Below are 26,021 nucleotides of genomic sequence, written 5' to 3'. Positions count from 1 at the left end.
ACAAGCCACGCCTAGTATCCATCGTTTACGGCTAGGACTACTGGGGTATCTAATCCCATTCGCTCCCCTAGCTTTCGTCCCTCAGTGTCAGTTGCGGCCTAGCAGAGCGCTTTCGCCACCGGTGTTCTTCCTGATCTCTACGCATTTCACCGCTACACCAGGAATTCCCTCTGCCCCGAACGCACTCTAGCCGTGTAGTTTCCACTGCTTTTACAAAGTTGAGCTTTGCTCTTTAACAGCAGACTTACACAGCCACCTGCGGACGCTTTACGCCCAATCATTCCGGATAACGCTTGCATCCTCCGTATTACCGCGGCTGCTGGCACGGAGTTAGCCGATGCTTATTCCTCAAGTACCGTCATTTTATTCTTCCTTGAGAAAAGAGGTTTACGACCCAAGAGCCTTCCTCCCTCACGCGGTATTGCTCCGTCAGGCTTTCGCCCATTGCGGAAAATTCCCCACTGCTGCCTCCCGTAGGAGTCTGGGCCGTGTCTCAGTCCCAGTGTGGCTGATCATCCTCTCAGACCAGCTACTGATCGTCGCCTTGGTAGGCTCTTACTCTACCAACTAGCTAATCAGACGCGAGCTCATCTTCAGGCAGCAAGCCTTTTACCTTTCGGCACATCCGGTATTAGCCACCGTTTCCAGTGGTTGTCCCCGACCTGAAGCCAGATTCTCACGCGTTACTCACCCGTCCGCCACTAAATCCGAAGATTCCGTTCGACTTGCATGTGTTAAGCATACCGCCAGCGTTCATCCTGAGCCAGGATCAAACTCTCCGTTTTGTTAACGTTCGTTTTCTTTAGCTCTTTTGGCTGTTTTACACCTAGCCTGGTGATTCTCTTTTCTGACGCAGGCTACTTGTTTTATACTAGCTTTCAAACTATAATTTTTTCATGGTTCGGCGTCCTTCCGGCGTCGCTCTTTCGCGCTTCGCTTTCAGGCACTTATTCAATATATCCAACCTCTCTTTGGTTGTCAACTCTTTTTGGAAAAATTTTTTTGAGCTAGGTTTAATCCCTGGAAACTCCTCACATTGTTGGGTTTAGGTGACAATGGTTTATGCAATGTGATGATGAAGGAGGAGTAGAAGGTGAATTTTCAGTCGGTAATAGCTGTGTTGCATGAGTTTTGGAGCGATCGCGGTTGCCTAATTGCTCAACCTTATGACATTGAGAAAGGGGCTGGAACTAAGAATCCTCACACATTTCTAAGGGCATTGGGCCCTGAACCCTGGGCTGTGGCTTATGTTGAACCATGCCGACGTCCCACAGATGGTCGTTATGGCGAGAATCCTAACCGTTTCCAACACTATTATCAGTATCAAGTTTTAATTAAGCCTTCGCCAGATAATATCCAAGAGATTTATCTTGATTCCTTAAGGGCTTTAGGTATTCGTCCTGAAGACCATGACGTCCGCTTTGTGGAGGATAACTGGGAGGACGCAACGGTGGGTGCTTGGGGTACTGGCTGGGAAGTATGGCTGGATGGGATGGAAATCACTCAATTTACCTATTTTCAGCAATGTGGAGGTATTGATTGTCGTCCCGTGTCGATTGAGATTACTTATGGGTTAGAGCGGTTAACGATGTACCTCCAGCAGGTGGAAGCAATTACAAAAATCCAGTGGACAGACGACATTACCTATGGTGACGTGTTCCTACAAAATGAAATTGAGCAGAGTACTTATAACTTTGAAGCGTCAAATCCTGAGTTGTTGCTGACACTGTTTAATTTATATGAACAGGAAGCTACACAGTTAACGGAGCGAGGGTTGGTTTTACCCAGCTTGGACTACGTAATTAAGTGTTCGCATACTTTCAATTTGCTGGATGCGCGGGGTGTAATCTCAGTCACAGAACGTACTCGGTATATTACTAGGATTCGGCATTTAGCGCGGAAGGTGGCTCATTTATATGTTGAACAAAGGGAGAAGTTAGGTTTTCCCTTGTTAAGGGAGAAATCTAGTTGAGTAGTGTTGGTAATTTACAACTTTGGCAACAGCGATAAGGAAGATGAGGAGTTTTTTAATTGATTTCTATTTTTCTAATTTGAGCATGATGATGACTTTTGAAAAATTACAAATTGGTGATTACTTTCGCATACCTGGTATCAGTTTCAGTGGTGTTTACAGGAAAGCGAGCGTTTCTCAATGTAGTCTAAACGCATTATTACAACCAATCCGACGGGGAACGCCAGTGATGTTGCTGTCTCGGAAGGAAGTTAAGGATTATTTCGCGGCAAAATATGATGATCTCAACATGCTTATGAATTTGTCTCACGCAGAAACGCACAGATGCACAAAGTGAGAAGTTTGGGAAAATTAATTTTTTAAGGGCTGAGTGTAGATGGTGGATGTAAATGCAGTTTTAGAACCGATCGCAAGTTGGTTTCATTTTCTGGGATTGCCTCATGTAATTGTACATTGGGGGCATCCGGTGATGATGGCGATCGCTATTTTTGTGCTAGGTAGTTTTGTAGGAGTGGCGGGTTGGAGGGGAAAATTACTGGAAAATCAAGATAAGGATGCTGCTGTTAAAAGTCGAATCGCTCACCGTCAGTTAGCACCGTGGCTGTTTGTATCTTTAGCAGGCGGATATATAGGCGGGGTGTTGGCTATAGTAATGCATCATCAACCAATCTTTAAAAGTCCCCATTTTTATACTGGTTCACTGGTGCTGTTATTGTTAGTAATTAACGTCATAATTGCTTTGAGTGGATTTTTTGGAAATAAAAAAGTATTACGGGCGACTCATGCTTATTTAGGAACTGTTGCGCTTTTGATTTTGTTTTACCATGCTGCACTGGGTTTAAAGTTGGGTCTATCATTTTGATAGAGTTATTTTAAAATTTGTAAGGCGTTGCATAATCTTTAACGCCTACTCAACTGTAACGCCTTCTAATTGCTCATCTGCTAACTCATATAATTGACGTAATTTTTCTAGCTTATTTTGGTCAGCTTGCCAAAAACCCCGCCCATGCGCTTCTAAGATTCTGCCGATAATATTGCGGAAAGCTTCTGGATTGGCTTGACGTAACTTTTCTGCCATTTCTGGATCTAAAGCATAAGTATCTGCGGCTTGGTCGTATACCCAATTATCTTGAAAGTCGGCGGTTGCGCCCCAACCAATTAAAGCTGTCATGCGTTGTGAAATTTCAAATGCGCCGCCAGAACCTTGACTCGCCATTGCTTGTGCCCATTTGGGGTTGACTAATTTTGTGCGGTATTCTATGCGTAATAAATCATCTAAATTACGCGGTGTTGTGTCTTTTGAGAAGCTTTCAACAAAGCTGGTAGTTATCTTTTTGTGGCTTTGTGTTTCTGCTGCTTTTTTCAAGCCGCCTGTGTTGGCGTAATATTCCTGTATATCTGTTAAACCATATTCTACAGAATCAATTTCTTGAATAATGCGATCGCTTGTTTTTAATAATGTATTCAAAACCTCCGGTCTAGCTTGACCTTTATCTCGTCTACCGTAACTAAAGACATTGCGACTTTGCCATGTATTACCTAACTCATCACCAGATTCCCAGTTACCATCTACAACTCTATCATTCACCAAAGAACCAAAATCGCCTGTAGGATTAGAAAACAATCTTGCTGATGCATTTTCTACACCTTGAGCTTTTAAATTTAAGGCATGTTTTCTAATAAAATTTTGGTCTTCTGGTTCATCAATATCAGCCGCTCGTTGAAACAAATCATCCAATAATTCGATGATATTAACAAAACTATCTCGAAAGATACCCGACAGATTTGCTAATACGTCAATTCGAGGATGTCCAATGTCAGATAGAGATTTCAATTCGTAACGAACAATTCTTCCAGTTCCTTCCTTTATTGGTTCAGCCCCTACTAACTCTAATAAAATTCCCAGTGATTCTCCCTTAGTTTTGATTGTGTCTAGTCCCCATAACATTACTGCCACAGTTTCTGGATAATTTCCATGTTCTTGTAAATGCTGAGTAATAATTTTTTGAGCGATTTCTCGCCCTCTTTCATAAGCAGCGGGTGAAGGCATTCTATAAGGATCTAAAGCATGAATATTTCTTCCTGTAGGTAAGACACCGGAACCATCTCTCAGCAAATCACCACCAGGCGTGGGTGCGATAAATTCGCCGTTCAATCCTCTTAATAAATTGGTTAATTCATCGGTAGTTTGCATCAACAAATCTGCTATTTGCTTTGCTTCTTTATTGTCTGCTTGTTTGTCCCCAAAATAAGCTGTCAAATAGCTAGCTAATTCTTCTTCGTTTGGTGGTTCTCCCAAAGTATGTAAACCAGAAGAAAACAACCGATTTTCTAATATCTGTAAATAAGTAAATAATGTTACTAAATAATCATCAAAAGCATGATTGCTAAACATTTGCATATTCTCAGGACTAAAAGCGATTCCCAGTCTTTTTGCGTCATCGAATGGGCAATCTGTTTCTAAACCAGTGTCCACAATTTTTTGACAAATAGCTGTTTTCAATAAATAATTTTTTTCTTTATCTTCCCGATACTCGGAAATTAAATCTCGCAAAGATATCAATTCTTTATATAAACCTGCACGTCCATAAGGTGGTACGTTGTGGGAAATTAATACACCATAACCACGACGTTTTGCTAGAATAGATTCAGAAGGATTATTCGCAGCGTATATATATAGATTAGGTAGATTTCCTAATAAAATATCCGACCAAGAATAACCTGTGTTACCAAGAGGAGAACCGGGCAACCATTCTACAGTTCCATGCATTCCAAAATGAACTACAGCATCAGCTTGAAATTCATTTTGTAACCATTTGTAGAAAGCAGCATATTGAGGATGAGGAGTTAAGTCGCGTTCAAACATTAACCGCATGGGGTCGCCTTGTATCCCTAGAGGCGGTTGCACACCTATCCACACGTTTCCTAATTGCAGACCACCAATTTGTAACTCATCACCGTAGGTTTTGATTCCGCTCCCAGTTAAAGATTTCCATTGTTTTTCGATGCGAGAAGTGCGGAGATATCCCAGCCATTTTTCTAAAGTTTTGGTATTAACAGTATTTTTTGTGTGTGGAGATGGGAAATTTTCCGTTTCTACATTGATTGGATAAGATTCGTCTGCTACTTTTACCCAACTAATTAACTCTTCGCCATCTTCAGGTAAATCGCCTACTGTGTATCCTTGGGCTTGTAGTGCGTGGAGAAACTTGAGGAGACTACGGGGAACATTTAATAGAGCGGCTGTACCCACGGCGCCGTAACCGGGAGGAAAACCATACAAAATGATGGCGATTTTACGTTGGGATAGCGGTTTTTGTCGTAAAGCTACCCAGCTTTTGACTCTACCAATTAATCGCTCTACCCGTTCGGGAATTATGTAAATATTTTCACCTACTAAGCCACCAAGGGGAACGGTATCAATAGCGCCGTCTAATTCTGGTAATGCATACAAGACGACACTTTGCAAGCCGCCGATACCTTGGCGTGTCCAGGAGTGGATATCTTGGATTAGCAGTGGGGCGGCGACGAAGTAAGGTACATTTTTGGCAGTGAGGATACGCTTGGCTACTTCTACTTGGCGTCCTGCTTCCATGGAACCAGCGGGGCCCCCGACAAGGGGAAAGCCGATTGTGGAGATAATTGCGTCAACTTTGACGGCTTCAGTGGAAAGTGAGGGGGTTTCAATGTTACCTTGTTGCCGTTGTTGAGTTTCGTAGTCAGTTGTCATCCAATCTCTCACGGCTACGTGTCCTTCGACACCGTTGATAAAGATGGGTACGGGAATCAGCCCTGCTTGTTCAAAACGCTTAATCAGTTGAGGGATGTATGGTTGCTTGGTGATGACATGTTTGCGATATAGCAAGATTCCGACTACTGGAGGATGGGACGAATTTTCATCTTTTTGTGTCGCTATTCTTTTTTGATACCATTGCTGATATTGACGGGGTGACTCAAAAAATCCTGGGTAGTCGGGATGAAGTAAACCCATGTTGGGGGTTTCGATTGGTTGGGGAATATCACCGACTTTTAAATCTAAGTATTTTTCTGCTAATGTCCAGAATAATGAGGCGACGTTTTCAGGGCCGCCAGCATTCCAGTAACCATAGATAATTAACCAGTTGCGTAAGTCTTGCACTTTTTGCACTGGTATGTATTTCAATAGTTTCGGGCCGATTTTTAAGAAGCTGATATAGCCAGCGAGTTTGTCTTCTTCTCGTCCGTTGCTGAATTTGTCTAGAATGAATTTAACTGGTTTGGGCATTCCTTTAGGCTTGTCGCCGATAGCAAAGTTGCCTAGTTTGGTTAAACTCATCAGTTCTAGGGCTGACTCAAATACGAGACGGATGGGAATTTGAGTGATGCGATCGCGCAGCCACAAAACTTGGTCATAATCAAATAGTAAGCTGCCGAAAAATACGTCAGCACTTTCGAGTGCTGCAGCTACTTCCTGGGGCGTGGTGGTAATATTGCGATCGCTAAATACCCGAATATCCAACTCAGGACAGCGAGAATTAGCCAAAAAAGCTGCTTTCCTGTACAATTCAGTGTTGAATGATTCAAACCCAGCAATCAAGACGATGCGTTTCATGCTCGTAAGCTAAGAAATATTTCTTTACTTTGATCTTAAACCTGCTATCCGGCTGATTGACAAAACATCTACCAATAGTTGGGAAGTTTTAGTACTGGGGAAAAATACACCAAGCACAGGAACAATACTGAGTTAAAGTAATTCTACTGATTGAGGAAAAAATATTACCGTAACACAAGTTGTATTTTATACTGTTAATGTTTATGGTAGTCTAGCTACTAAAAATTTTAAACTACTATAAGAATGAGTAGAGGACGAACAAATGAAATTTGGAATTGATATTGGACATAATTGTCCCCCAGATACAGGAGCTAGAGGACTCAAATTTGAAGATAATTTAACTTTAGATGTAGGCAATAGAGTAATAGCAAAATTAAAAGCTTTAGGCAACGAAGTTGTAACCTGCAAACCAGATAAAGCTAGTACAGTACGCGATTCTCTTTCTAAAAGATGCGAAAAAGCTAACGCTAGCAAAGTTGATGTATTTGTCTCAATTCATTTTAACAGCTTTAACAAGCAAGCTAATGGGACAGAGGTCTTTGCTATTGGCGAGAATAGCCGAAAAATTGCTAAACCTGTATTAGATGAAATCGTCAAGTTAGGCTTTTTTAATCGTGGTGTAAAGAGTGGTTCTCACTTGTTTGTGTTGCGAAATACAGACATGCCTGCGATTTTAATTGAAGGTTGTTTTATTGATTCACAGAAAGATATTAGTCTGCTCAATGAAGAAAGTCTAGCTAATGCGATTGTTAAAGGTTTGACAGGTAAATTACCTTCTGCGCCTGTAGTTCCTGTACCAGATGAGGAAGATAATGCAGATACGACTATACTCAGGTTGCAAAAAGCTTTAAATAGACTGAAGATCACCGATAGAAATGGTAAGCCACTCCAAGAAGATAACTTATCTGGTATTTCCACAAAAACAGCAGTCGAAAAGTTTCAAGTTATTGCGGGAATTCCAGTGACGGGATCTGGTGATAAAGCTACGTGGGATGCAATCAATTTGATTTTAGCCAAACGTGTTATTAGACCAAATCACGCTGGTGGGCCAGTCATTAGATACTTAGAACATCGTCTTGGTGCTCAAATAGATGGTGTCTATGATCCACAATTGGAAGCAAGAGTTAAGACTTTTCAAAAACAGAATGGCTTAGTTGATGATGGTATTATTGGTAATCTTTCTTGGCAAAGATTAATTGGCTAGTTATTACCAAAATTAAGCTGGATGAAATTGTCAATTAATCATGTAAATATACCAATTCATGATGATTGACAATTTTATGTAAAAATCTAGTTCAGTTAAACTCAAAGTGCGTTGTATGAATATTGGATGAAAACGTCTGTACAGACAAAGAATAAATAGTGGGGAGAAACGATGGCTTTTGATGTTAGTATTCTAAAGTTACCAGTGTTAAAATTTGGCTCTGAAGGGGCTACAGTTGTTGCTTGGCAAAGTTTTTTGTTGGATGCTGAATTTTTAGCCGGAGTGGCTGATGGCGACTTTGGTAAACAAACTGAAGCAGCGACTATTAGCTATCAACAAAGAAATAATTTGACAGCTGATGGAATTGTTACTAATTTGACCTATGCTAAAGCTTTAAATCAAGGTCTGATTTTTAAACTTCCTAATCTATCTGCTAAAACTTTGCTTGCTTATCTCCGTTTTGGTGAAGCGGAAGTAAAAGATTTACAAGCAGTTATTAATCGGGTTGGACAACTGAATCCATTTTTAAAAATAGATGGTGATTTTGGCCCCGCAAGCATTAAAGGATTGGGCGAAGCATATAAAAAAAGAGATGTAAGACTGCGTGAAGAAGTAGAAAATTCGCTGAGTAATATCACTAAACAGAAACTGGGAGAAGATTTGATCCCAGCTATGGATATTGTAAATAATTATGCCAAAATTCAGAGATTTCGCCTCAGCGGTGCTCATTGGATTGATAATTTTCCTACAAGCAGATTGATTGCTGATTTAACTTCACCATTTCGGCAAAAAGTAGAAGCATTTCAAAAAGCGCTGATTGATGCTGGATGTCAAGTCATTGTCAGTGCTACTCATCGGCCTAAAGAACGGGCTTATCTGATGCATTATGCTGCTAGAATTAGTCGCCAAGAGATTGCACCGAGATTTGTACCAGCGATGGCTGGAGTAGATATTGAGTGGGAGCATTATACTAATGCTGGTTCGTTACAAGGCGTCAAAGAAATGGTGGAGGCTTATGGTATTGGGGGTAATCCTGTAGCTTTAAATTCTCGCCACACTCAAAAACTCGCTATTGATTGGAATGTGACTTGGAAGGGAACAATTAATATTAGGGATGCTAACGGAAAAGTTGTTACGATAAGCGATCCACCGAATGCTGCTTTGAATCAACCTCTATGGACTGTAGGTAGTACCTATGGAGTTTATAAACTGAGGAATGATCCTCCCCATTGGTCAGTTGATGGTTATTAATTTTAGCCGCGATCGCGTTCCAATAAAAGCATCATTACCAAGCTTAACAGTAGTTGTTCGGCTTCGCGATCGCTCACTTGAGAGACCGCTTTAATCATGAATCTCCGGGAGAGAAAAGACGGAATCTTTTCTAATCTCATCACAACTGTACCATCAGTCCGACTGGCTAAGTAAACTGGGTTGAAGACATAACCAGTAAATATACTCAAAACTGGTATTTCTGCAAATAAAGCGTCTGCAACTTTCACCCAAGGATTTTTTTCCTGGATGCTGAGAGTGCTATCATCACCATCAAATATGTCATAACGAGCGCGCCAAAGCGATCGCAATCCTCGCCGTTTTACTCCCCCAAGATAGTTTCCTTGGCTGTCCGTGAAGTCATAGCGAGCGGAAAAATCAATAATTCGATCAGCTTTAATATAATACAGAGGGCGAGTTTGCTCGATATCTGCAAATACGGTGATGGCTTCTTTGAGTTTAAAAAGTTTCTGCTTAACGTGAAAAATCAAGTTCCCTTGATGATCCACAATAGATATTTGGGGCGCTAGTGTCCAAAGTTTGAAGGTGAGTTCGAGAGGATACTGCATAAGTTTACAAAAGTGTCAAAATTTTCTACCTTATTAATCCCGTTGCTGGGAGTCAAGTATCATAATCTACATTTGGCACTTTGTCACTTAATATACATATTTACAGCTTGGCGTTGTGGATTGGACGTAAAATTTTACGTCTCTACATCTAAATTTATATAGAGATTCACCAACGCCGATTTGCAGATTAATTTAATTATTTTTGAAAAATATCTCCTAAGCTAGATTCGCAAAAACACAACTTTAGCTTAGTAGTGATTGGGTAGATGATTCGCAAGCAAACATGCCTAATTTGACGAAGCGATCGCATTTTCTCAAAATTGCTATCACACTTTTACTTTCCCTTAGCAGCTTTGGTGTTGTTGGGGGAAGTTTTTTTCTGAGGAAAGCTTTCAGTAACTCCAATTCACCTGACATAATCAACGCTGTTTCCGAATATCATCAAATCCGTGAAAACCTTAGAGCTAATAACTACCCACGAAAACATTTTCCTAGTCAAATTCCCGCAGATGCTGAAGATGTTAACCTTGCTTATTCTCCCAGCACAGCAATGGGTAATAGTTTTTTGCAAGTTAAATGGAAACAATCACCAGAAAAGCTCAAAAATTTACATTTACAATATCGGAAAATCGCTAAACATAAATATAAAGGTGGTAATACTAATGACCACGCTAACTTATCTGATGGTGTACCGACAACTTTTTTCTATACAAATAACGCAGCCGCGTCTTTCCCTTCTGACTATGAAATATTAGTATTAGATGCCCAAGATAGAGGTAGCTCTGGTTTCAAGTGGAGTCATGGCGAAAGCTACGGGGTAGCAATTAACGATTCTGCTACGGAAATAGTTTATTGGTGGGAAAAGTGGTAGTTGGTCGTTTGTAATTAGAGGTAGCTCCTCGACTTTTTAAACAAGTCGAGGAGCTGGGTATCAGGTATGATGAAAGTGCGATCGCTCTGATAATTTACTCTTGGCGAATTTTTGCTAATGCTAATGGTAATCTGAATTCTGCAGATGCATTTGCTTCCAACGGTTGAATCTCCCGCGTCGAACTTCTGAGATATTCACCATCATGGATAGGAGATACCGCCCGCATTTGGTGTGTGATACTGTAATAGCGGTGAATTTGTTGATATTGCCGTCGTTCTTGCAGGCTTTCGTTAGCAATTTTTTTCCGCAGTTTAATAATGCCATCTAAAACCGCTTCTGGTCTGGGTGGACATCCAGGAATATAAACATCAACTGGAATCAATTTATCTACACCGCGCACCGTCGAGGGAGAATCCACGCTGAACATTCCCCCAGTAATTGTACATGCTCCCATAGCAATGACATATTTGGGTTCTGGCATTTGCTCAAAAAGTCGCACCAAATTCGGTGCATACTTCATAGTGATAGTTCCTGCTGTAATCAGCAAGTCTGCTTGACGGGGAGTCGCACGGGGAATCATTCCCAATCGCTCTAAATCAAAGCGGGATGCATAAGCAGCGATAAACTCAACATAGCAGCAAGCTGTACCAAACATCAAGGGATACAGACTCGACATTTTCACCCAGTTATAAAGGTCATCTACTGTGGTGAGAATAATATTTTCTGACAGTTGCTGTGTTACTTGTGGACGTTCCACAGGATTAATTATAGAATTCGTCATGGGTTGAATACCCCCAAATTTGAAATCAGTTATCAAAGGATGATTTTTGTCGCTTTCCATCTTTGGTAGCGTCCAATAAATCCAGTTTCTGACGAATTCCCCAACAGCACCAGTAAAGATAAAGGTTTTAAGGTGCTAACTTAAACCTTATCACCTAAAAAACAACTGTCTTCCCTGGTAAACTCATGGAATTGCCCAAGCAAAGACGCAAGCGTGGTGTTGTTCTCAGTCTCCCAGGATGGCGTAAGCTCCAAGCAGCTAGACATCAAACGGAAATAATAGAAAATGATGGTGTCAGGTTTACCCTAGAGGAACTGAGTTACCGCACTCAGTTAGCCCCTTTTACCGTTTCTAAGGTTTTAGCGCAAGCAGAAGGAGTTGATAAGCAGTCTCTAGAGTACTTTTTTAGAGCTTTTGGTTTAAGTTTAACGCCGAGTGACTACATCAGAGCAGGGGAACAGGGAGGAGGGGAAAAACTTACCCCTACTAAAACTGATTGGGGAGAAGCTGTCGATGTCTCAATTTTTTTTGGACGCACACAGGAAGTTACTCAGTTAGAATCCTGGATTATCAATGATGGTTGTCGGTTGGTTGCGCTGTTGGGGATGGGTGGAATTGGGAAAACTTGTTTAGCGGTGAAATTGGCACAGGAAATCCAAGCGCAGTTTGAGTTTGTTGTGTGGCGTAGTCTCCGCAATAGCCCGCCGTTGAGGGAATTGCTGGCAAATCTGCTACAATTCTTTGCTAGTGGTCAACCTGTGAATTTATCAGAAAATATTGGGACTCTGATTTCTCAGGTGATGACACATCTGCGATCGCACCGTTGCCTGATTATATTAGATAATGCAGAATCAATCTTGGTTAGTGGTGAGCAATCTGGACGCTATCAAGCTGGGTATGAAAATTACAGTCAATTTTGGCAGCAGTTGGGAGAAATCGCCCATCAAAGTTGTCTGGTATTAACCAGTCGAGAGCAACCCCCCGAAATAGCTGTTTTAGCGGGGGAAACTTTACCAGTACGCTCGTGGCAAATTGGCGGTTTAAGTGCGATCGCTGCTTTAAAATTAGTTAGAACCAAAAGTTTTTTTGCCGGTGGTGATGCAGATTGGCAAAATCTCATTCAACACTACGCAGGTAATCCCCTCGCACTCAAGATTGTTGCTACCACCATTCAAGAATTATTTGCTGGTAACATCAATGCATTTCTCAACCACGGTTCCACAGTTTTTGGCAGTATCAACGACTTACTAGGGCAGCAGTTTCACCGCATTTCCCCATTAGAAAAAGATTTGATGTACTGGTTAGCAATGAATCGAGAGGCAGTGACTCTCGCAGAATTATCCAGTGATTTGATTTTACCAGGATCATCAATGCCATTACTGGAAGCTTTAGAATCTCTGAGTCGGCGCAGTCTCATTGAAAAAACATCAGTTCCAGATGCTTGTGTATATTTCACCCTCCAACCAGTGGTCATGGAATATGTTACCAATCAGTTAATTCAGCAGGTAAGTGCAGAAATTCTCAGAAAAACACGTGACAATTTGAGCATCTGCAATAGCCACGCTTTGATCAAAGCTACTGCCAAAGATTACATCCGCATTGCCCAAACCAAGCTAATTCTACAACCTTTAATTGCCAACTTACTGCAAAATCTACGAACTGAGCAAGCAATAACGATTCATCTCACACAGATTTTACAACAATTCCGTAGAGGTAAGAAAGCACTGCCTTTAGAACCAGGATATTTAGGCGGTAATATTCTCAATCTCCTGTGTTATCTACAAATCGACTTGACAGGTTATGACTTTTCTTACCTCACCATTCGCCAAGCTTATCTCCAAGATACTCCCTTGAATCGAGTCAACTTTACTCACGCAGATTTTTCTCAATGTATTTTTGCTAAAACCTTTTCCACAATCATTTCTGTAGCGTTTCATCCAAATGGTCAAACTTTAGCAACAGCCCATTTAGACGGCTATTTTCGTTTGTGGGATCTCGCCACTGGACAACAGTTACTTGAGAGTCAAGGACACATCGGGTTTATCTGGTGTATTGCTTTCAGTGCCGATGGTACTATCTTAGCGACTGCCGGGCAAGACAAAACAATTCAAATTTGGGAAACTATTACCGGAAAATGTCTCCAAACTCTACAAGGACATACTGACGGTGTAATTTGCCTCAGATTTACCCGCGATGGTAAAAACTTGATCAGCAGTAGCAGTGATACTAGCATCAGGCTCTGGAATCTGAGTTTAGGGTCATGCACTCAAGTATGGCATGGACACAGCCGCAAAGTTTGGTCTGTGGCGTTGCATCCCCAACAACAGATACTCGCCAGTGGTAGTGAAGATAATACTATCAGGCTTTGGGATCTGACTACAGGTGCTCATATCAAAACCCTACCAGGACACCAAGACTGGATCAAGTCGATTGCTTTTTCTGCTTCTGGGGTATTAGCTAGCGGTAGCTTAGACAAAACCATTCGCTTGTGGGATGTAGAAAATAAAGTTTGTATTGGTGTGTTAGCTGGACATTTGCATGGGATACTAGCGATCGCCTTTGTCGGTGATAGCGACATCCTCGCCAGTTGTGGGGTAGATTGCACAATTCGTCTTTGGGATATCACCACCAAACAATGCCTCAAAACCCTACAAGGACATCTTAATTCCATTGATGCGATCGCTGCTCACCCCCAAGGAACTATCCTCGCCACTGGTGGAGATGACTTTTCTCTCAGGTTATGGGATATCACTACAGGCGAATGTATCAGAACACTCCAGGGAAGGAATAACTGGATACAATCTGTTGCTTACAGTCCCACCGCCCATGACGCTGAAGACCTCATCGCCAGCGGTAGTGCAGACGGAACAGTCAGACTCTGGACAAAAAATAGTGAATGTCGCATCTTATACGGACACAAAGATTTAATTTTTGCTGTCGCCTTTCATCCACAGCGTCCCATCCTGGCCAGCAGCAGTAGTGATCAAACAATTAGGCTGTGGGATGTGACCACAGGCAAGTGTATCAAAATTTTACCAGGACACAACGGAGCAGTCACCGGCATCGCTTTCAGCCCAGACGGTCGGCTCTTAACCAGCAGCGGCTATGACTGCACAATTAGACTCTGGGACAGTTTTACAGGTAGACTTCTAGACAAATTCCCCGTACATCTGGGCATGTCAGTTGCCTTTAGTCCAGATGGTACAAAAATAGCATCTGGTGGCTTCGACGACACCATCAACATCTGGGACATTCACAGCCACCAATGTTATCAAACCTTAACAGGACATCAAAATTGGGTTTGGTGGGTAGCTTGGAGTCCCGACAACCGCACCCTCGCCACTGGCGGCACCATTGAAGGCATGATCAGATTATGGGATGTAGAAACGGGTGAGTGTCTGCGAATTATTTCAGCCCATCAAGACATGCTGTGGGCGATCGCCTTCAGCCCCGATGGTAAAATCATCGCCAGTAGTAGCAGTGACACCACAATCAAACTGTGGACTGTCGTCGATGGTGAATGCATTGCCACTCTCCCAGGACATCATACCTGGATCATGTCCTTAGCTTTCAGTCCAGACGGTCAAACCCTCATCGCCGGCGACACCTACGCAACCATTAAACTTTGGGATCTCCACACCAAAAAATGCATTAACACCCTCAAAGCCGAACACATTTACGAACAAATGAACATTCATCAAGCCACAGGCTTGACATCAGCGCAAAAATCTGCGTTACTAACGCTCGGTGCCGTCGAATAGTTCATTAAACAAGATTGCAAAAGTACCTTTTCTACTCTCTGTTCCCTGTTAAGAGTTCCCTGTTCCCGACTTCTGCAAGAAGTCTATTGACAGCCGCAAGCAACCCTTTCCCCTCCAGTGCGTAGTTTGGACAATCCCCATTCGCGTTACACTTCATTGCAAAATAAAAACAAGTTGAAACAACATGATAAGTTCTAGTGATGTGAGGAAACAGCACAATGTTAGGAAAGGAGAACTCAGTCGTAATGGAATCAAACGTACTCAAGGGTGCTAGTGTAGCGAGCGCAGCCAACGATGATTTTAGCGAATATGTTGCCCATCTACAGCTACACATGACTCTGCAAGCTCGCAATCTGGTTCCACCCCTCAAGCAAATTCAAGAAGGTAGTCGAGAACAATTACTGCATCAAACTCAAGCTAACTTTGAAAAGCTAATTTCTCGACAAGGGCTTTAGAGTACATAAATATTTATATAATTTCACATAAAATAAAAGCAGGCTAGGTTAAATAAACACAAAAATAGTGTATTCTTAAAGCCTGCTTTTTTTCGTGCTATTCAGTAATAGGTGACAAAAATCACTCTTTAGGAACAATAGCAGACAGCGGAAACCAGCTAAAATGGATATGGCAACGACTACTCAAAAAGAGCAGTTAGTTGAAAGCTAGATGGCGGCTCGAATTAAAATGACTTCATTACTTCCCAGAAATCTCAGCGTTGTCATCCGACCAGCCCAATATCGGGATCTGGATGGCATCGAGCGCTTAACTCAAGAGTCATTTGCAGCCCTCACTCCTCAGGGAGTCTGCTTTATCAAGCGCCAAATGCAATGGTTGCACCGCTGGTATGGGTTCATCAAATGCTTAAGTTGGTTCCCCAACCCGCTGCAATATTTATTCTGTTCCTACGTAGCAGAGCAGGGGCGGATGCTGCTAGGAATGATTCAAGTCTCCCCGTTCAACCGCACACGCAGCACTTGGCGCATTGACCGCGTCCTCCTAGATCGTGGCGTTGATAAACAAGGAATCGGCTCCCAATTGATGCGTCACTGCTTTGAGTCGATTTTAGAAGCCCGCACTTGGATATTAGAAGTAAACGTCAGTGACCTCGAAGCGTTAGCATTATATCGGCAAAATGGATTCCAACGTCTGGCAGAAATGACCTATTGGGAAATTACTTCCGAATTGTTGTCAGAATTGGCACAGGGAGAACCAGACCTACCGAACTTATTACCTGTCAGCAACGCCGATGCTCAGTTACTCTATCAACTAGATACCGCATCCATGCCGCCTCTGGTACGTCAGGTATTTGATCGCAATACCCGCGACTTCAAAACCAGTCTGTTCGGTGTTTTAACAGATGCGGTGAAACAGTGGGTCACAAAAACAGAAGTAGTCAGCGGCTACGTATTTGAACCCCAACGCAAAGCAGCCATCGGACATTTCCAGGTGCAACTAGACCGCAAAGGCATTGCTCCCCATGTAGCAACGCTGACAGTCCACCCTGCCTACACCTGGCTCTATCCAGAACTATTATCCCAACTAGCTCGCATTGCTCAAGATTTTCCTCAACAAAGTTTACAACTAGCCTCCTCCGACTTTCAGCCAGAAAGAGAAGAGTATTTAGAAAGGATTGGGGCTAATCGCATTGAACATACCCTGATCATGTCCCGTTCAGTTTGGCACAAGTTGCGAGAATCTAAATTCGTCTCTCTAGAAGGAATTCAATGGCCTGAAGTCTTACAAGGTCTACAACCAGCACGCAAACCAATTCCTGGCGGGATGTCATGGGTGCAGCAAGTACAACAACTGCAACAGCAATCAACCGATAGACAGACGCCAAATAAATCAGAATCTGCTAACTTTGGGTGTAAAAACTGTAACCTGGAAGCATCTTGCGAACCAGATGCAGATGCACAGCAGGAGCAGTAGTGTGACAACCCCCGAGCAACCAAAACAGTTGATTTCAGCCCTAGGACTAGATTTCGGTCGCAAGCGCATTGGTGTAGCAGGATGCGATCGGACAGGTTTAATTGCTACAGGAATCACTACAATTGAGAGAGCATCTTTTGTCCAAGATGTCGAGCGTTTACGACAGCTAGTCCAAGAGCGTCAAGTAGAAGTGATAGTCATGGGCTTACCCTACTCAATGGATGGCTCCGTTGGCTTTCAAGCTCGTCAAGTGCAAAAATTTGCCACTAGACTGGCTCAAGCCCTAGCACTACCCGTGGAATATGTCGATGAGCGCTTAACTTCATTACAAGCAGAGCAGTTGCTCAGAGATGAAAACCGCTCTCCCTCGCGTCACAAAGCCCTAATTGACCGCAAAGCCGCAGCTCTAATTTTGCAACAATGGCTAGATGCTCGCAGAGCTAAATCCCGCAGTCCAGCCGTAGCTAGCGAGTATTGATACTTTTAACATGATATTCTGAAAACTATTCCCCAGCAGTTGTATCTAACTCTCAAGCTATTTGTTTAACAGCATTTGTTATGAAATAGTTAAGCGATTGACAACTTGGCTGGCATTTATAAAGTCCTAAAATTCGGCTATGTTTTCCTCTCAATTCCCTGAAGAAAATGATCATGCTCATGCCGGTTCGATAACTTTGACAGACGACAAAGGGCGAACCCTCGAATGTTATATTGAGCATTCCTTAGCAGTGGATGGACAAGAATATGTCTTACTCCTACCTGTTGATTCACCTGTAGAAATTTTTGCTTGGCAAGGTGAAGATGAAGAAGAAGAAGCAGTGCTCGTAGAAGATGACGACACTATTGATAAAATTTTTGGTACCGCTCAAGCGGTTTTATCAGAGCAGAATCTGGTTTTGAAGAATACAGCTTATGCGCTGACAGTCGCAGGTGATTTACCACCAGTGGAAGAATCAGAACTCTTCACCTTAGAAATCGAAGATGAAGAAGCAGATTTAGAACCAGAGCAATTACAACTACTCGCCAGTTTCTATGACGAAGAACAAGAGTATGCAATTTATACACCCCTCGACCCACTGCTATTTTTTGCCCGCACATCAAAAAATGGTTTACCTGAATTGCTGTCTCCAGAAGAGTTTCGTAAAGTACAACCATTATTAGAAGAACATCTTTTTAATGAGGTTGAATAACATTAAAAATTAAAAATTAAAATGTAACATTTTTAAATTTTTAATTATAATCACAAACAAGATCGACCCTTTTGTATTGGTGACAATTTAAGCTGACACTGCAGCGGACTAATAAAATTATGTCCGCTAAAACAGATGTTTTGCCGAATTTGGGAACAGGGAATGAAGCTATGAGGATTATCCCCGCTCCTCAAACACAGCTTGGCTGATGGGGAGATAAGATTGTGCGTGGCGCTGAAAATCCCTGTAGAGGCGTAAAATTTTTACGTCTCTACAACACCCAAACTTCTGTTGACTCTTATTTTTTAACTATGACCTGGAACAACCTCCTACAGCCAGATTTGATTTTGCAAGGCTCAGTTTTGACTTTAACACCGGATATTATTCGTCAATATGAGCTAAGAGGGTTGGTGTTAGACGTGGATGAAACTCTAGTACCGATTACAGTGGGAGCAGTGTCACCAGAACTCCGACAATGGGTAGAGCAAATTCGGTCATGCACTGCATTATGGTTGGTGAGTAATAACCTTAGTGAAGCCCGCATCGGTGGAATTGCCCGATCGCTAAATCTACCATACTACCTAGGCGCAGCTAAACCCTCACGGCGCAAAATCAGAGCTGCACTCAGAGCAATGGACTTACCAGTTCATCAAGTAGCGATGGTGGGCGATCGCTTATTTACCGATGTCCTAGCTGGTAATCGTCTAGGGATGTTCACTATCCTAGTCGAGCCAATTATCCATCCTGACGCTGTGTTGCGCTCCCATCCCATCCGTAATTTTGAAGTTTTGGTATCTGAAGTATTAGGAGCCACAATCACCCCTAAACACAAGAAAATTCGCAAAAAGTAACAAATCCTCAGAAAAGTAAATCTAAAGAAATAATTAAGAAATCTTTGTTGGGGACAAAAATCGGGGATCATAAGTATTAATAACATGGAGTCAGCTAAATAAAGACTCTAGCCCATAAAAAGTAAGCATAAATCCGTAGAGCGTCAGCCCTCACATATAGAGGAACTGGCGCTTTACAATTTCAAATGACCAATGACCAAAACAATCGTCGTCAAAATCGGTACATCTAGCCTGACTCAACCAGAAACCGGACAACTAGCGCTTTCCACCATCGCTACCTTGGCAGAAACACTCTCAGCTTTAAGACAACAACGCCATCGGGTGATTTTGGTTTCTTCCGGTGCGGTGGGGGTTGGTTGTGCGCGATTGGGCTTGAGTGAACGCCCCAAAGCCATCGCCCTCAAACAAGCGGTAGCTGCAGTCGGACAAGGAAGATTAATGCGGATATACGACGATTTATTTACCATCCTCCAACAGCCAATCGCCCAAGTTCTATTGACACGTAGCGATTTAGTACAGCGTAGCCGCTACCTCAACATCAACAACACCTTTCAAGAACTGCTGGGAATGGGAGTAATTCCCGTGGTGAATGAAAATGATACGGTGGCAGTGGAGGAATTGAAATTTGGTGATAATGACACTCTCTCTGCCTTAGTTGCTAGCTTAGTAGAAGCAGATTGGCTATTTTTGCTCACCGATGTAGACAGGCTCTACTCTGCAGATCCCCGTTCAGTACCCGACGCTAAACCAATTTCTTTGGTGAGTAACATTAAAGAACTAGCACAATTACAAATTCAAACAGGTGGTCAAGGTTCCCAATGGGGTACAGGCGGTATGGTGACGAAAATTTCCGCTGCGAGAATTGCCACCGCTGCCGGAGTGCGTACCGTAATTACCGAAGGTAAATTTCCCAAAAATATAGAAAAAATATTACAAGGTGAACCATTAGGAACACACTTCGCACCGCAACCAGAACCGACATCAGCCCGGAAACGCTGGATAGCTTATGGTCTTGTCCCAGCGGGAAAACTATATTTGGATGTGGGTGCGATCGCTGCCATTTCCCAAGGCGGAAAATCACTGTTAGCAGCGGGTATCAAATTAGTCGAAGGAGAATTTGACCCGCAAGCAGCCGTGCAATTATGCGACACCAACGGTCACGAAATCGCTAGAGGATTGGTAAATTACAGCAGTGGTGAACTGCAAAAAATTCGGGGTTGTCACTCGCGGGAAATTTCTACAATTTTAGGCTACGCAGGTGTAGAAACCGTGGTTCACCGGGATAATTTAGTTTTGACTTAGATGCAGCTATATTTTATTTTTGATCGTATTCGGTTAACCACACAAGGAATATCAATATCTGTGATATGCGGATATGCGAAAATAAACCCTATATGGTAGATATCCCTAGATGCGGGAATTCAGTCATGATAATTACGGGTAATCTTCTATATATGAAGTAGTATTAACAACAAATAGTTAACGTTGTTTCTACTTAATGAATAAACGTTTACCTTTAGAACCTACATGGATCTTAGCAATTTACCACAGCCTCTTAGGTCTTTTCTAGTTGGAGCTATAACGATAGCTGTAGCTGCTGCTGCTGTTTACCAATTGAGTAAAATTATAAACACATCTCCTCCCACAGAACCAACACCAAAAGACTCCAGTAGTATAAAAGTTAGTGTTTATGCTCAGGGTACTCAAGCTCCTGTAGTTGGAGCAAAAGTAATCTTAGAATCTGAAGGCGGTTCTGATACAGATACAACTGATAATTTAGGTTCCTTTCGAGTTCAAATACCTACTACGGATTTTGTCAGAATTCGCATCTCTAAAGAGGGTTGTGAACCTTATGACCAAAACTTAAATCTCAAAAGTAACCCTAATAGACCTAAACCAATTTATTTAAATTGCTCATTTAATCGTACACCCAACCAATCTCCAACTTCAGGTAATACAAACAAACCGAATTTAGATATTGCAGTGGCTTGGGGAAATGTGAATGACTACTTTGTCGTAGAGGACGTAAAAATAGAGAAAAATTATGGTCTTAAACAATTAGTTTTTATTGCTGAAGCTAGAAGTAACCTTAGTATATCTAATATTACGGCTAAACTGTATGACTTACAAAGAGTCCAATCTGACACTCGGCAATTAAACTTCTCACCTGCTCTAACTCCCTACCCTGAACCTTGGACTCAGGGTGAGCGTCGTAGAGCTACTCTTATTTTAGAGCCTAGCAGTTCTAAAACGATATCTAAAGTGGAGCTAAAGGTCAACGAATGAATCAGTTTGCAAAGTTTGCAACGCCTCTATTCAATATCTCTTACCCTCTTATCCCTACATTAACACTGCCAAAAATATAGTTCTTCTTTGCACCGTGAATAGACTACGCTGGCTCCTTCTGAAAACCAGCCTGAACGAAATGTTGGTCAAAGGTATAAGCAGTTTCAATACCATGTTTTTGCATCACCATAAAAGAGATACAATCAGTGAGAGAATAGCCCTTATCTTGATGCTGCTGAAAATATGCCCAACCAACATAGAACAGCACTTCATCAACGTGAACAAATTGGACAGAAGGACTTAACAAAAGAAGATTACCAACTTGTACTGCTTTGGCATGATGATTACGACTGTTGAAATAAGTTACAACTTCATCAAAAATATAGGAAGTTGTCACAAATGCTGGTGAGGCAGTAATTACCTGATGCCAATGAGTTTGCGCTACCTGATGATTTTGATCGTTTGCTAATTCCAGAGCTAGAAGATAGCTGGTATCGAGAAAAATCTTACGGGTTGGCATACAGATAGCGATCGTGATTAATAGAAGCGTCTTCTACCAGATCAGTAATGGGTTCTTGACCTAATTGAAGAATCGGATCTCCCTCAAAAATTGGTAAAACGAGCAGAATTCCCTGTTGGTTGTGGATTTCTATTTCTCGAACACCTTCGAGAAGTTGTTTAGGAATTAGCGCTCCTTGCTCGGTCACAATTACTCTCATCGGTTTTTTCCAACTTGTTCGCTTATTCTATCCAAATATCACTCGAAGATAGTCCTAGTACTCAAGATTATCCCGCAGAAAAAATTGAATCTTCAGCTTCAAACCCAAAGATATCGCTGTTGACAAGACAATGCAAATGCATTACCTTGTAGAATGCAGTTTAACCAACAGGCTAAGACATCGCTATGGTTGCAAAACTAGCCTTATGTTCTGAATCTACTCTTACTGATCGTTATCAGACTACAATCCCTGAGCCTGTTCGCAAAGTCCTCGGTTTAAATAAGCGTGATAAAATCTGCTACACCATCGAGTCTGACGGTCAGGTAGTGATTTCTCGCGCCCAAGAGCAGGAGAGCGATCCTATTTTGGCAAAGTTTCTGAATTTCTTAGCACAAGATATGGAAAAACATCCTCAGCACATACAAGCAATTAGCTCTGGTTTAGTTAACCGCGTTCAGTCCTTGGTGTCTGAGGTTGATATTAATCTTGATGCATCACTCTTGGACGAGGATGAATAACTTTGTCTGTAGATCAACCATTGGTAATTAATGGGTGGAACATCTTTGCCCATTCTCTCTTTCTCAACCAATTTGAAGAACTGCTGATGCAGGTTGAAGATTTGCGTCAGAAGTATCCTGACGAGTACAAGAAGAAAAACGCCACAAAGCGTCTAGCTGCTATAGCAAAGCTGGCATTTGATATTATTCCTCAAGATCCCACACGTAGTGAATATCGCCTAGGTAATACACTGGGAAATGAGTACAAGCACTGGTTTAGGGCTAAATTTTTTCAGCAGTACCGACTGTTTTTTCGGTATCATCAAGAAAGCAAAATTATTGTCTTCGCTTCGGTGAATGATGAGAACACTAAGCGAGCCTATGACAGCAATACAGATGCTTATCGAGTTTTTCAGAAAATGCTGGAAAGAGGTCATCCTCCAGACAATTGGCATGATTTGCTCCAAGTGACAAAAGCTACAACAAATCGTTTGGAAAAAGCAGCCAACACAGAAATTTGATTGGCTATTTTTACTGGCTGCAAAACTACCCAAACCAGGGAGACATACAAAGCAAAACATCATCACAAACAACTAATCTCTGCCAACGCCACCGCCCCCCACAACGGCGCATCATCACCCAGCGCCGCCGGCACAACTGCAAAATCCACCTCTGGTAGAGCCGTCTCCCGCGCTGTCTTCTGCACCACTTCCCACCAGCGATTTCCCGCCTTGGTCACGCTCCCACCCAAAACAAACAACTGGGGATTGATCAAATTCGCTACATTCCCAATCCCCACGCCCAACGCCCAAGCGCCCCGATATAGAACCTCTTGCGCTAACTCGTCTCCCAAAGTCGCCGCTTCACTCACTACTTTTCCTGTTACCAATGGCAAATTATTTCCCACCAAAGTACTGAAAATTTCGCTGCTGTGGGGGTGATTTTCTAACCTCTGCCGCACATCCTGCGCCATATAAGGGCCAGAAGCTAGCCTTTCCACGCAACCCCGCTTGCGGCACAAACACACAGGCCCGGTAGGGTCTACAACCATGTGCCCAATTTCACCAGCCATCCCTCCTGCACCCCGCCAAGGCTGATTATTGAGAATCCAGCCCCCGCCCACGCCAGTGCTGACGGTAATGTAGAATAGGCTATTATGGCCTTGAGCAGCGCCAAAGTGGTGTTCACCTAAAGCAGCCACGTTAGCGTCATTGTCTACACTGACGGGAACACCAAATTCTTGCGCTAGCAAATCTTTGAGGGGGATATTTTCCCAGCCAGAAACATGATGGGAAAGTCGCACTGTTCCGGTGGTGGCGTCTACCGGGCCGCCGAAGCTCACACCAATCATCGCGGGTTTTTGTCCTGGTAGGAGCGAATGAATTAGCGATCGCATGATCTCTAAATCAGTCTGAGCATCTGCATTCGTTGGCGACAACCGCCGTTCATACCCCAGCCAATTCCGGGAACCCTGCTCTACCAACGCCGCCGCCAGCTTCGTACCGCCAAAATCCAGCGCGATGATTAATGACATAACTAAAGGCTCACTCCCCATTTATTGACTATAATATGTAACTATTGAGAAATTTTATTGATTGTATTGGCAAGTGCAATGCTTGTTTTAGCTATTGATCCCCGTTTATTAACTTCAATGCAAATAGTATACTGTTAACTGTACTGACGACTGTGTTTGTTGTTCATAGACTCCTGCAAAATATTCTTTTGTGGAGTAAAATCAAGTCTCTACTGGAAAATGTGTGGCGATCGCTAATTTGACTGATATTTTTTTGACAATAAAATGAGAAATATTTGCAACTTGCAGACAAAATTAACGGCACTAAAAATACATCTTCCTACAGAAGACGTAGCACTCACTGTGACGGTGATACACCGCAAAATTCAAAATTTAGCAGTTGCTCTTGAGAAAAGATTACAGAATTTGACTCTCAAAGCAGATTACCCAGAAGTAGCAAAACACCTAGCCACCATCAGAGTAAGACTTCAAGCTGTTACTTTGATCAGAAAAACGCAAGTAATTAATACTTATAAAGATGATTTACTTGGTGACACTTATCCTACCATGATTTGTGAGAGTAACATCAATTACGTTCATCTCTCATCCCTTGTTGCTGATCAAGATACATTACGCCATCAAATCCTCGTGAATATGTTGTTATCAAGACGGAAAATTATTAAATCGTTAAATTACAGTAGATACAAAATTAACTATTACGGTACGCAGTCATCTTTAAGAAGCTAGCTTTTTACTCTGAAAAAAATTAATTAACCGGAAGAGCGCTTATTAAGAATGAATGTTATGAAGTGGCTACCTGGTGACAACCAGCAAATTTTTTCTGTTCGTTGCGTTCATGGTAAGAAATTGTAGCTGTAAACACAATTTTAATGCCTCATACATTTGTCTACGAAAAATATACATGAGTACAACTAAATGAATACTTTTTTCTGTTCCGATCATTCCCGACAAATACGAGAAGATATTGTTGGTAGCGCCACTAACTATGAAACCTATATTTTAATAGAATGTCCACCGCCTTGGACTTCAGAAGCCTTTAATTCTCGATGGGTACCGCCTAATTTAAAAAATTTAGTTGCAGAAACAAACCGTGCTAAATTACCAATTAGATTTCTGTTAATTGCTAACGAACAATCACACAAAACCGACCAGACAACTATATTAATTTATCAAAAACAAACAGGGCTGAGTAACGGTTATCAAAAGCGTGAATTTCAGTTAGCGAATATTGAAAAAGTAGCTGACTTCTTGAAAAAGTTTGTTTGGGATACAGTATCTCATTGGGAAATCGCCAGTAATTTCACTAGAGATATCTTAATCTGTACTCACGGTAGCCATGATAAATGCTGTGCTAAATATGGTAATTCCTTTTATTTCCAAGCTACAGACACAGTTGAAAACCTTGGTTTAGACCATGTGCGAATTTGGCGGTCTAGCCATTTTGGCGGTCATAGATTCGCACCAACAGCGATAGACTTACCAGAAGGGAGATATTACGGCGCTCTCAATCAAGATTCTTTCCGCTCAATATTGACAAAAACTGGCGATATTCAGTGCTTTAATCAAGTTTATCGAGGCTGGGGAATTCTGCCAACAGCAATGCAGATTTTAGAAAAAGAATTAATCTTGCGCTACGGATGGGATTGGTTGAACTACAAAGTAGCTTACAAAATTGTTGAGCAAAGTTTAGATAATCAGACAATGCTAGTTGAGTTAACTTTTGAAAACTCCGCTGGTTCCTTGTGTGCTTATCAGGCAAAACTGGTTAAAGACGAAAATAAAACTCTAGAAGTCAAGAGTTCATGTAATGCCGAAACAGCGTCAGTAGTAATAAAATACGCTGTAGATAGTATGTGGTTGACTTCAAAAAAGGTTGTGAGTTATAGCTTGTAATACCAATTTTTAAAAATAATTTTGTTTTCTGCTATCTGTGGAGACGTAAAATTTTACGTCTCTACATTAGAGTATTAAAGAAAAGCCATTAAACATGTCTTTCC

Annotated in this window: 23 protein-coding genes and 1 rRNA gene (1 of these 24 running past the window's edge); 17 read left to right on the top strand and 7 right to left on the bottom strand. The window is 42.0% G+C overall.

What is annotated here, in order from left to right; translation table 11 throughout:
* Positions 1 to 785, bottom strand: a 16S ribosomal RNA gene (locus MIC7126_RS0102940) (it extends 702 nt beyond the left edge of the window).
* 308 nt (positions 786 to 1,093) lie between these two features.
* On the opposite strand from MIC7126_RS0102940, the gene glyQ reads away from it, so the two are divergent.
* Positions 1,094 to 1,972, top strand: coding sequence for a glycine--tRNA ligase subunit alpha (glyQ, locus tag MIC7126_RS0102935; RefSeq protein ID WP_017651626.1), 879 nt, complete (start codon positions 1,094 to 1,096; stop codon positions 1,970 to 1,972).
* Between the two features lie 376 nt (positions 1,973 to 2,348).
* Positions 2,349 to 2,834 (top strand): DUF4079 domain-containing protein, encoded by a 486-nt coding sequence (locus MIC7126_RS0102925; RefSeq protein WP_017651624.1) that lies wholly within the window; start codon positions 2,349 to 2,351, stop codon positions 2,832 to 2,834.
* Positions 2,835 to 2,879: 45 nt separating this feature from the next.
* Here MIC7126_RS0102925 and bchH read toward each other — a convergent pair whose 3' ends face one another.
* Positions 2,880 to 6,563 carry a magnesium chelatase subunit H gene (gene bchH, locus MIC7126_RS0102920; protein ID WP_017651623.1) on the bottom strand — a complete coding sequence of 1,228 codons (3,684 nt, stop codon included), beginning with the start codon at positions 6,561 to 6,563 and terminating at the stop codon, positions 2,880 to 2,882.
* A gap of 262 nt (positions 6,564 to 6,825) precedes the next feature.
* On the opposite strand from bchH, the gene MIC7126_RS0102915 reads away from it, so the two are divergent.
* Complete coding sequence (locus MIC7126_RS0102915; protein WP_017651622.1) at positions 6,826 to 7,767, top strand: N-acetylmuramoyl-L-alanine amidase; 942 nt, start codon at positions 6,826 to 6,828, stop codon at positions 7,765 to 7,767.
* 171 nt (positions 7,768 to 7,938) lie between these two features.
* Positions 7,939 to 9,018 carry a peptidoglycan-binding domain-containing protein gene (locus MIC7126_RS0102910; RefSeq protein WP_017651621.1) on the top strand — a complete coding sequence of 360 codons (1,080 nt, stop codon included), beginning with the start codon at positions 7,939 to 7,941 and terminating at the stop codon, positions 9,016 to 9,018.
* Between the two features lie 2 nt (positions 9,019 to 9,020).
* Here MIC7126_RS0102910 and MIC7126_RS0102905 read toward each other — a convergent pair whose 3' ends face one another.
* Positions 9,021 to 9,605: an LURP-one-related family protein gene (locus MIC7126_RS0102905; RefSeq protein WP_017651620.1), complete on the bottom strand. Its 585-nt coding sequence runs from the start codon at positions 9,603 to 9,605 to the stop codon at positions 9,021 to 9,023.
* 283 nt (positions 9,606 to 9,888) lie between these two features.
* Between MIC7126_RS0102905 and MIC7126_RS0102900 the strand changes: the two genes are divergently transcribed.
* The gene (locus MIC7126_RS0102900; RefSeq protein ID WP_017651619.1) at positions 9,889 to 10,476 is read left to right on the top strand and encodes a hypothetical protein; all 588 of its coding nucleotides are present in this window, start codon (positions 9,889 to 9,891) and stop codon (positions 10,474 to 10,476) included.
* A gap of 94 nt (positions 10,477 to 10,570) precedes the next feature.
* On the opposite strand, the gene nuoB is transcribed toward MIC7126_RS0102900, so the two are convergent.
* On the bottom strand, positions 10,571 to 11,257 hold the full coding sequence (gene nuoB, locus MIC7126_RS0102895) for an NADH-quinone oxidoreductase subunit NuoB (RefSeq protein ID WP_026099989.1): 687 nt from the start codon (positions 11,255 to 11,257) through the stop codon (positions 10,571 to 10,573).
* A 185-nt stretch (positions 11,258 to 11,442) separates the two neighbouring features.
* Here nuoB and MIC7126_RS0102890 point away from each other — a divergent pair, with 185 nt between their 5' ends.
* The 8 genes from MIC7126_RS0102890 to MIC7126_RS0102855 all read left to right on the top strand — a co-directional run bounded on the left by MIC7126_RS0102890 (position 11,443) and on the right by MIC7126_RS0102855 (position 21,274).
* Entirely contained in the window at positions 11,443 to 15,018 is a 3,576-nt protein-coding gene (locus MIC7126_RS0102890) for a WD40 repeat domain-containing protein (protein WP_017651617.1), read from the top strand.
* 245 nt (positions 15,019 to 15,263) lie between these two features.
* A complete protein-coding gene (locus MIC7126_RS0102885) occupies positions 15,264 to 15,473 on the top strand; it encodes a hypothetical protein (protein WP_017651616.1) in 210 nt (69 codons plus the stop codon).
* A gap of 211 nt (positions 15,474 to 15,684) precedes the next feature.
* Complete coding sequence (locus tag MIC7126_RS0102880) at positions 15,685 to 16,947, top strand: GNAT family N-acetyltransferase (protein WP_017651615.1); 1,263 nt, start codon at positions 15,685 to 15,687, stop codon at positions 16,945 to 16,947.
* Between the two features lies 1 nt (position 16,948).
* Positions 16,949 to 17,425, top strand: a complete 477-nt coding sequence (gene ruvX / locus MIC7126_RS0102875) for a Holliday junction resolvase RuvX (protein ID WP_017651614.1) — start codon at positions 16,949 to 16,951, stop codon at positions 17,423 to 17,425.
* A gap of 139 nt (positions 17,426 to 17,564) precedes the next feature.
* Positions 17,565 to 18,137 (top strand): DUF3727 domain-containing protein, encoded by a 573-nt coding sequence (locus tag MIC7126_RS0102870; RefSeq protein ID WP_017651613.1) that lies wholly within the window; start codon positions 17,565 to 17,567, stop codon positions 18,135 to 18,137.
* Between the two features lie 311 nt (positions 18,138 to 18,448).
* On the top strand, positions 18,449 to 18,988 hold the full coding sequence (locus tag MIC7126_RS0102865) for a YqeG family HAD IIIA-type phosphatase (protein ID WP_026099988.1): 540 nt from the start codon (positions 18,449 to 18,451) through the stop codon (positions 18,986 to 18,988).
* A 192-nt stretch (positions 18,989 to 19,180) separates the two neighbouring features.
* A complete protein-coding gene (proB, locus tag MIC7126_RS0102860; RefSeq protein WP_017651611.1) occupies positions 19,181 to 20,290 on the top strand; it encodes a glutamate 5-kinase in 1,110 nt (369 codons plus the stop codon).
* 225 nt (positions 20,291 to 20,515) lie between these two features.
* Positions 20,516 to 21,274, top strand: a complete 759-nt coding sequence (locus tag MIC7126_RS0102855) for a hypothetical protein (protein WP_017651610.1) — start codon at positions 20,516 to 20,518, stop codon at positions 21,272 to 21,274.
* 103 nt (positions 21,275 to 21,377) lie between these two features.
* Here MIC7126_RS0102855 and MIC7126_RS0102850 read toward each other — a convergent pair whose 3' ends face one another.
* Positions 21,378 to 21,794 carry a type II toxin-antitoxin system VapC family toxin gene (locus MIC7126_RS0102850; RefSeq protein WP_017651609.1) on the bottom strand — a complete coding sequence of 139 codons (417 nt, stop codon included), beginning with the start codon at positions 21,792 to 21,794 and terminating at the stop codon, positions 21,378 to 21,380.
* The gene (locus tag MIC7126_RS0102845; RefSeq protein WP_017651608.1) at positions 21,781 to 21,993 is read right to left on the bottom strand and encodes a hypothetical protein; all 213 of its coding nucleotides are present in this window, start codon (positions 21,991 to 21,993) and stop codon (positions 21,781 to 21,783) included. The genes MIC7126_RS0102850 and MIC7126_RS0102845 overlap by 14 nt, the downstream gene beginning before the upstream one ends.
* A 185-nt stretch (positions 21,994 to 22,178) precedes the next feature.
* Here MIC7126_RS0102845 and MIC7126_RS0102840 point away from each other — a divergent pair, with 185 nt between their 5' ends.
* Both MIC7126_RS0102840 and MIC7126_RS0102835 read left to right on the top strand, forming a co-directional pair.
* Complete coding sequence (locus MIC7126_RS0102840) at positions 22,179 to 22,511, top strand: type II toxin-antitoxin system PrlF family antitoxin (protein WP_017651607.1); 333 nt, start codon at positions 22,179 to 22,181, stop codon at positions 22,509 to 22,511.
* 2 nt (positions 22,512 to 22,513) lie between these two features.
* Positions 22,514 to 23,011, top strand: a complete 498-nt coding sequence (locus MIC7126_RS0102835; protein ID WP_017651606.1) for a type II toxin-antitoxin system YhaV family toxin — start codon at positions 22,514 to 22,516, stop codon at positions 23,009 to 23,011.
* Positions 23,012 to 23,073: 62 nt separating this feature from the next.
* Here the strand turns inward: MIC7126_RS0102835 and MIC7126_RS0102830 are convergent, their stop codons facing one another.
* Positions 23,074 to 24,024 (bottom strand): ROK family protein, encoded by a 951-nt coding sequence (locus MIC7126_RS0102830; protein WP_026099987.1) that lies wholly within the window; start codon positions 24,022 to 24,024, stop codon positions 23,074 to 23,076.
* Positions 24,025 to 24,306: 282 nt separating this feature from the next.
* Here MIC7126_RS0102830 and MIC7126_RS0102825 point away from each other — a divergent pair, with 282 nt between their 5' ends.
* On the top strand, positions 24,307 to 24,750 hold the full coding sequence (locus tag MIC7126_RS0102825; protein ID WP_154655815.1) for a hypothetical protein: 444 nt from the start codon (positions 24,307 to 24,309) through the stop codon (positions 24,748 to 24,750).
* Positions 24,751 to 24,939: 189 nt separating this feature from the next.
* Entirely contained in the window at positions 24,940 to 25,917 is a 978-nt protein-coding gene (locus tag MIC7126_RS0102820; protein WP_017651603.1) for a sucrase ferredoxin, read from the top strand.
* The last annotated feature ends 104 nt before the right edge of the window (positions 25,918 to 26,021 follow it).

The organism is Fortiea contorta PCC 7126 (assembly GCF_000332295.1).
Classification (GTDB): Bacteria; Cyanobacteriota; Cyanobacteriia; order Cyanobacteriales; family Nostocaceae; genus Fortiea; species Fortiea contorta.
Note: the sequence above shows the minus strand (reverse complement) of the source record. Positions and strands in the feature narration are given on the sequence as shown.

What these genes read in the sequence shown, in the direction of transcription:
- MIC7126_RS0102900 (WP_017651619.1), top strand. Translation starts at nt 9,889, where the DNA reads ATGCCTAATTTGACGAAGCGATCGCATTTTCTCAAAATTGCTATCACA.
- MIC7126_RS0102890 (WP_017651617.1), top strand. Translation starts at nt 11,443, where the DNA reads ATGGAATTGCCCAAGCAAAGACGCAAGCGTGGTGTTGTTCTCAGTCTC.
- proB (WP_017651611.1), top strand. Translation starts at nt 19,181, where the DNA reads ATGACCAAAACAATCGTCGTCAAAATCGGTACATCTAGCCTGACTCAA.
- MIC7126_RS0102925 (WP_017651624.1), top strand. Translation starts at nt 2,349, where the DNA reads ATGGTGGATGTAAATGCAGTTTTAGAACCGATCGCAAGTTGGTTTCAT.
- MIC7126_RS0102850 (WP_017651609.1), bottom strand. Translation starts at nt 21,794, where the DNA reads ATGCCAACCCGTAAGATTTTTCTCGATACCAGCTATCTTCTAGCTCTG.
- bchH (WP_017651623.1), bottom strand. Translation starts at nt 6,563, where the DNA reads ATGAAACGCATCGTCTTGATTGCTGGGTTTGAATCATTCAACACTGAA.
- MIC7126_RS0102830 (WP_026099987.1), bottom strand. Translation starts at nt 24,024, where the DNA reads ATGTCATTAATCATCGCGCTGGATTTTGGCGGTACGAAGCTGGCGGCG.
- MIC7126_RS0102870 (WP_017651613.1), top strand. Translation starts at nt 17,565, where the DNA reads ATGTTTTCCTCTCAATTCCCTGAAGAAAATGATCATGCTCATGCCGGT.
- MIC7126_RS0102880 (WP_017651615.1), top strand. Translation starts at nt 15,685, where the DNA reads ATGGCGGCTCGAATTAAAATGACTTCATTACTTCCCAGAAATCTCAGC.
- MIC7126_RS0102915 (WP_017651622.1), top strand. Translation starts at nt 6,826, where the DNA reads ATGAAATTTGGAATTGATATTGGACATAATTGTCCCCCAGATACAGGA.
- nuoB (WP_026099989.1), bottom strand. Translation starts at nt 11,257, where the DNA reads ATGACGAATTCTATAATTAATCCTGTGGAACGTCCACAAGTAACACAG.
- MIC7126_RS0102865 (WP_026099988.1), top strand. Translation starts at nt 18,449, where the DNA reads ATGACCTGGAACAACCTCCTACAGCCAGATTTGATTTTGCAAGGCTCA.
- MIC7126_RS0102905 (WP_017651620.1), bottom strand. Translation starts at nt 9,605, where the DNA reads ATGCAGTATCCTCTCGAACTCACCTTCAAACTTTGGACACTAGCGCCC.
- MIC7126_RS0102855 (WP_017651610.1), top strand. Translation starts at nt 20,516, where the DNA reads ATGGATCTTAGCAATTTACCACAGCCTCTTAGGTCTTTTCTAGTTGGA.
- MIC7126_RS0102820 (WP_017651603.1), top strand. Translation starts at nt 24,940, where the DNA reads ATGAATACTTTTTTCTGTTCCGATCATTCCCGACAAATACGAGAAGAT.
- MIC7126_RS0102845 (WP_017651608.1), bottom strand. Translation starts at nt 21,993, where the DNA reads ATGAGAGTAATTGTGACCGAGCAAGGAGCGCTAATTCCTAAACAACTT.
- MIC7126_RS0102840 (WP_017651607.1), top strand. Translation starts at nt 22,179, where the DNA reads ATGGTTGCAAAACTAGCCTTATGTTCTGAATCTACTCTTACTGATCGT.
- MIC7126_RS0102885 (WP_017651616.1), top strand. Translation starts at nt 15,264, where the DNA reads ATGGAATCAAACGTACTCAAGGGTGCTAGTGTAGCGAGCGCAGCCAAC.
- MIC7126_RS0102910 (WP_017651621.1), top strand. Translation starts at nt 7,939, where the DNA reads ATGGCTTTTGATGTTAGTATTCTAAAGTTACCAGTGTTAAAATTTGGC.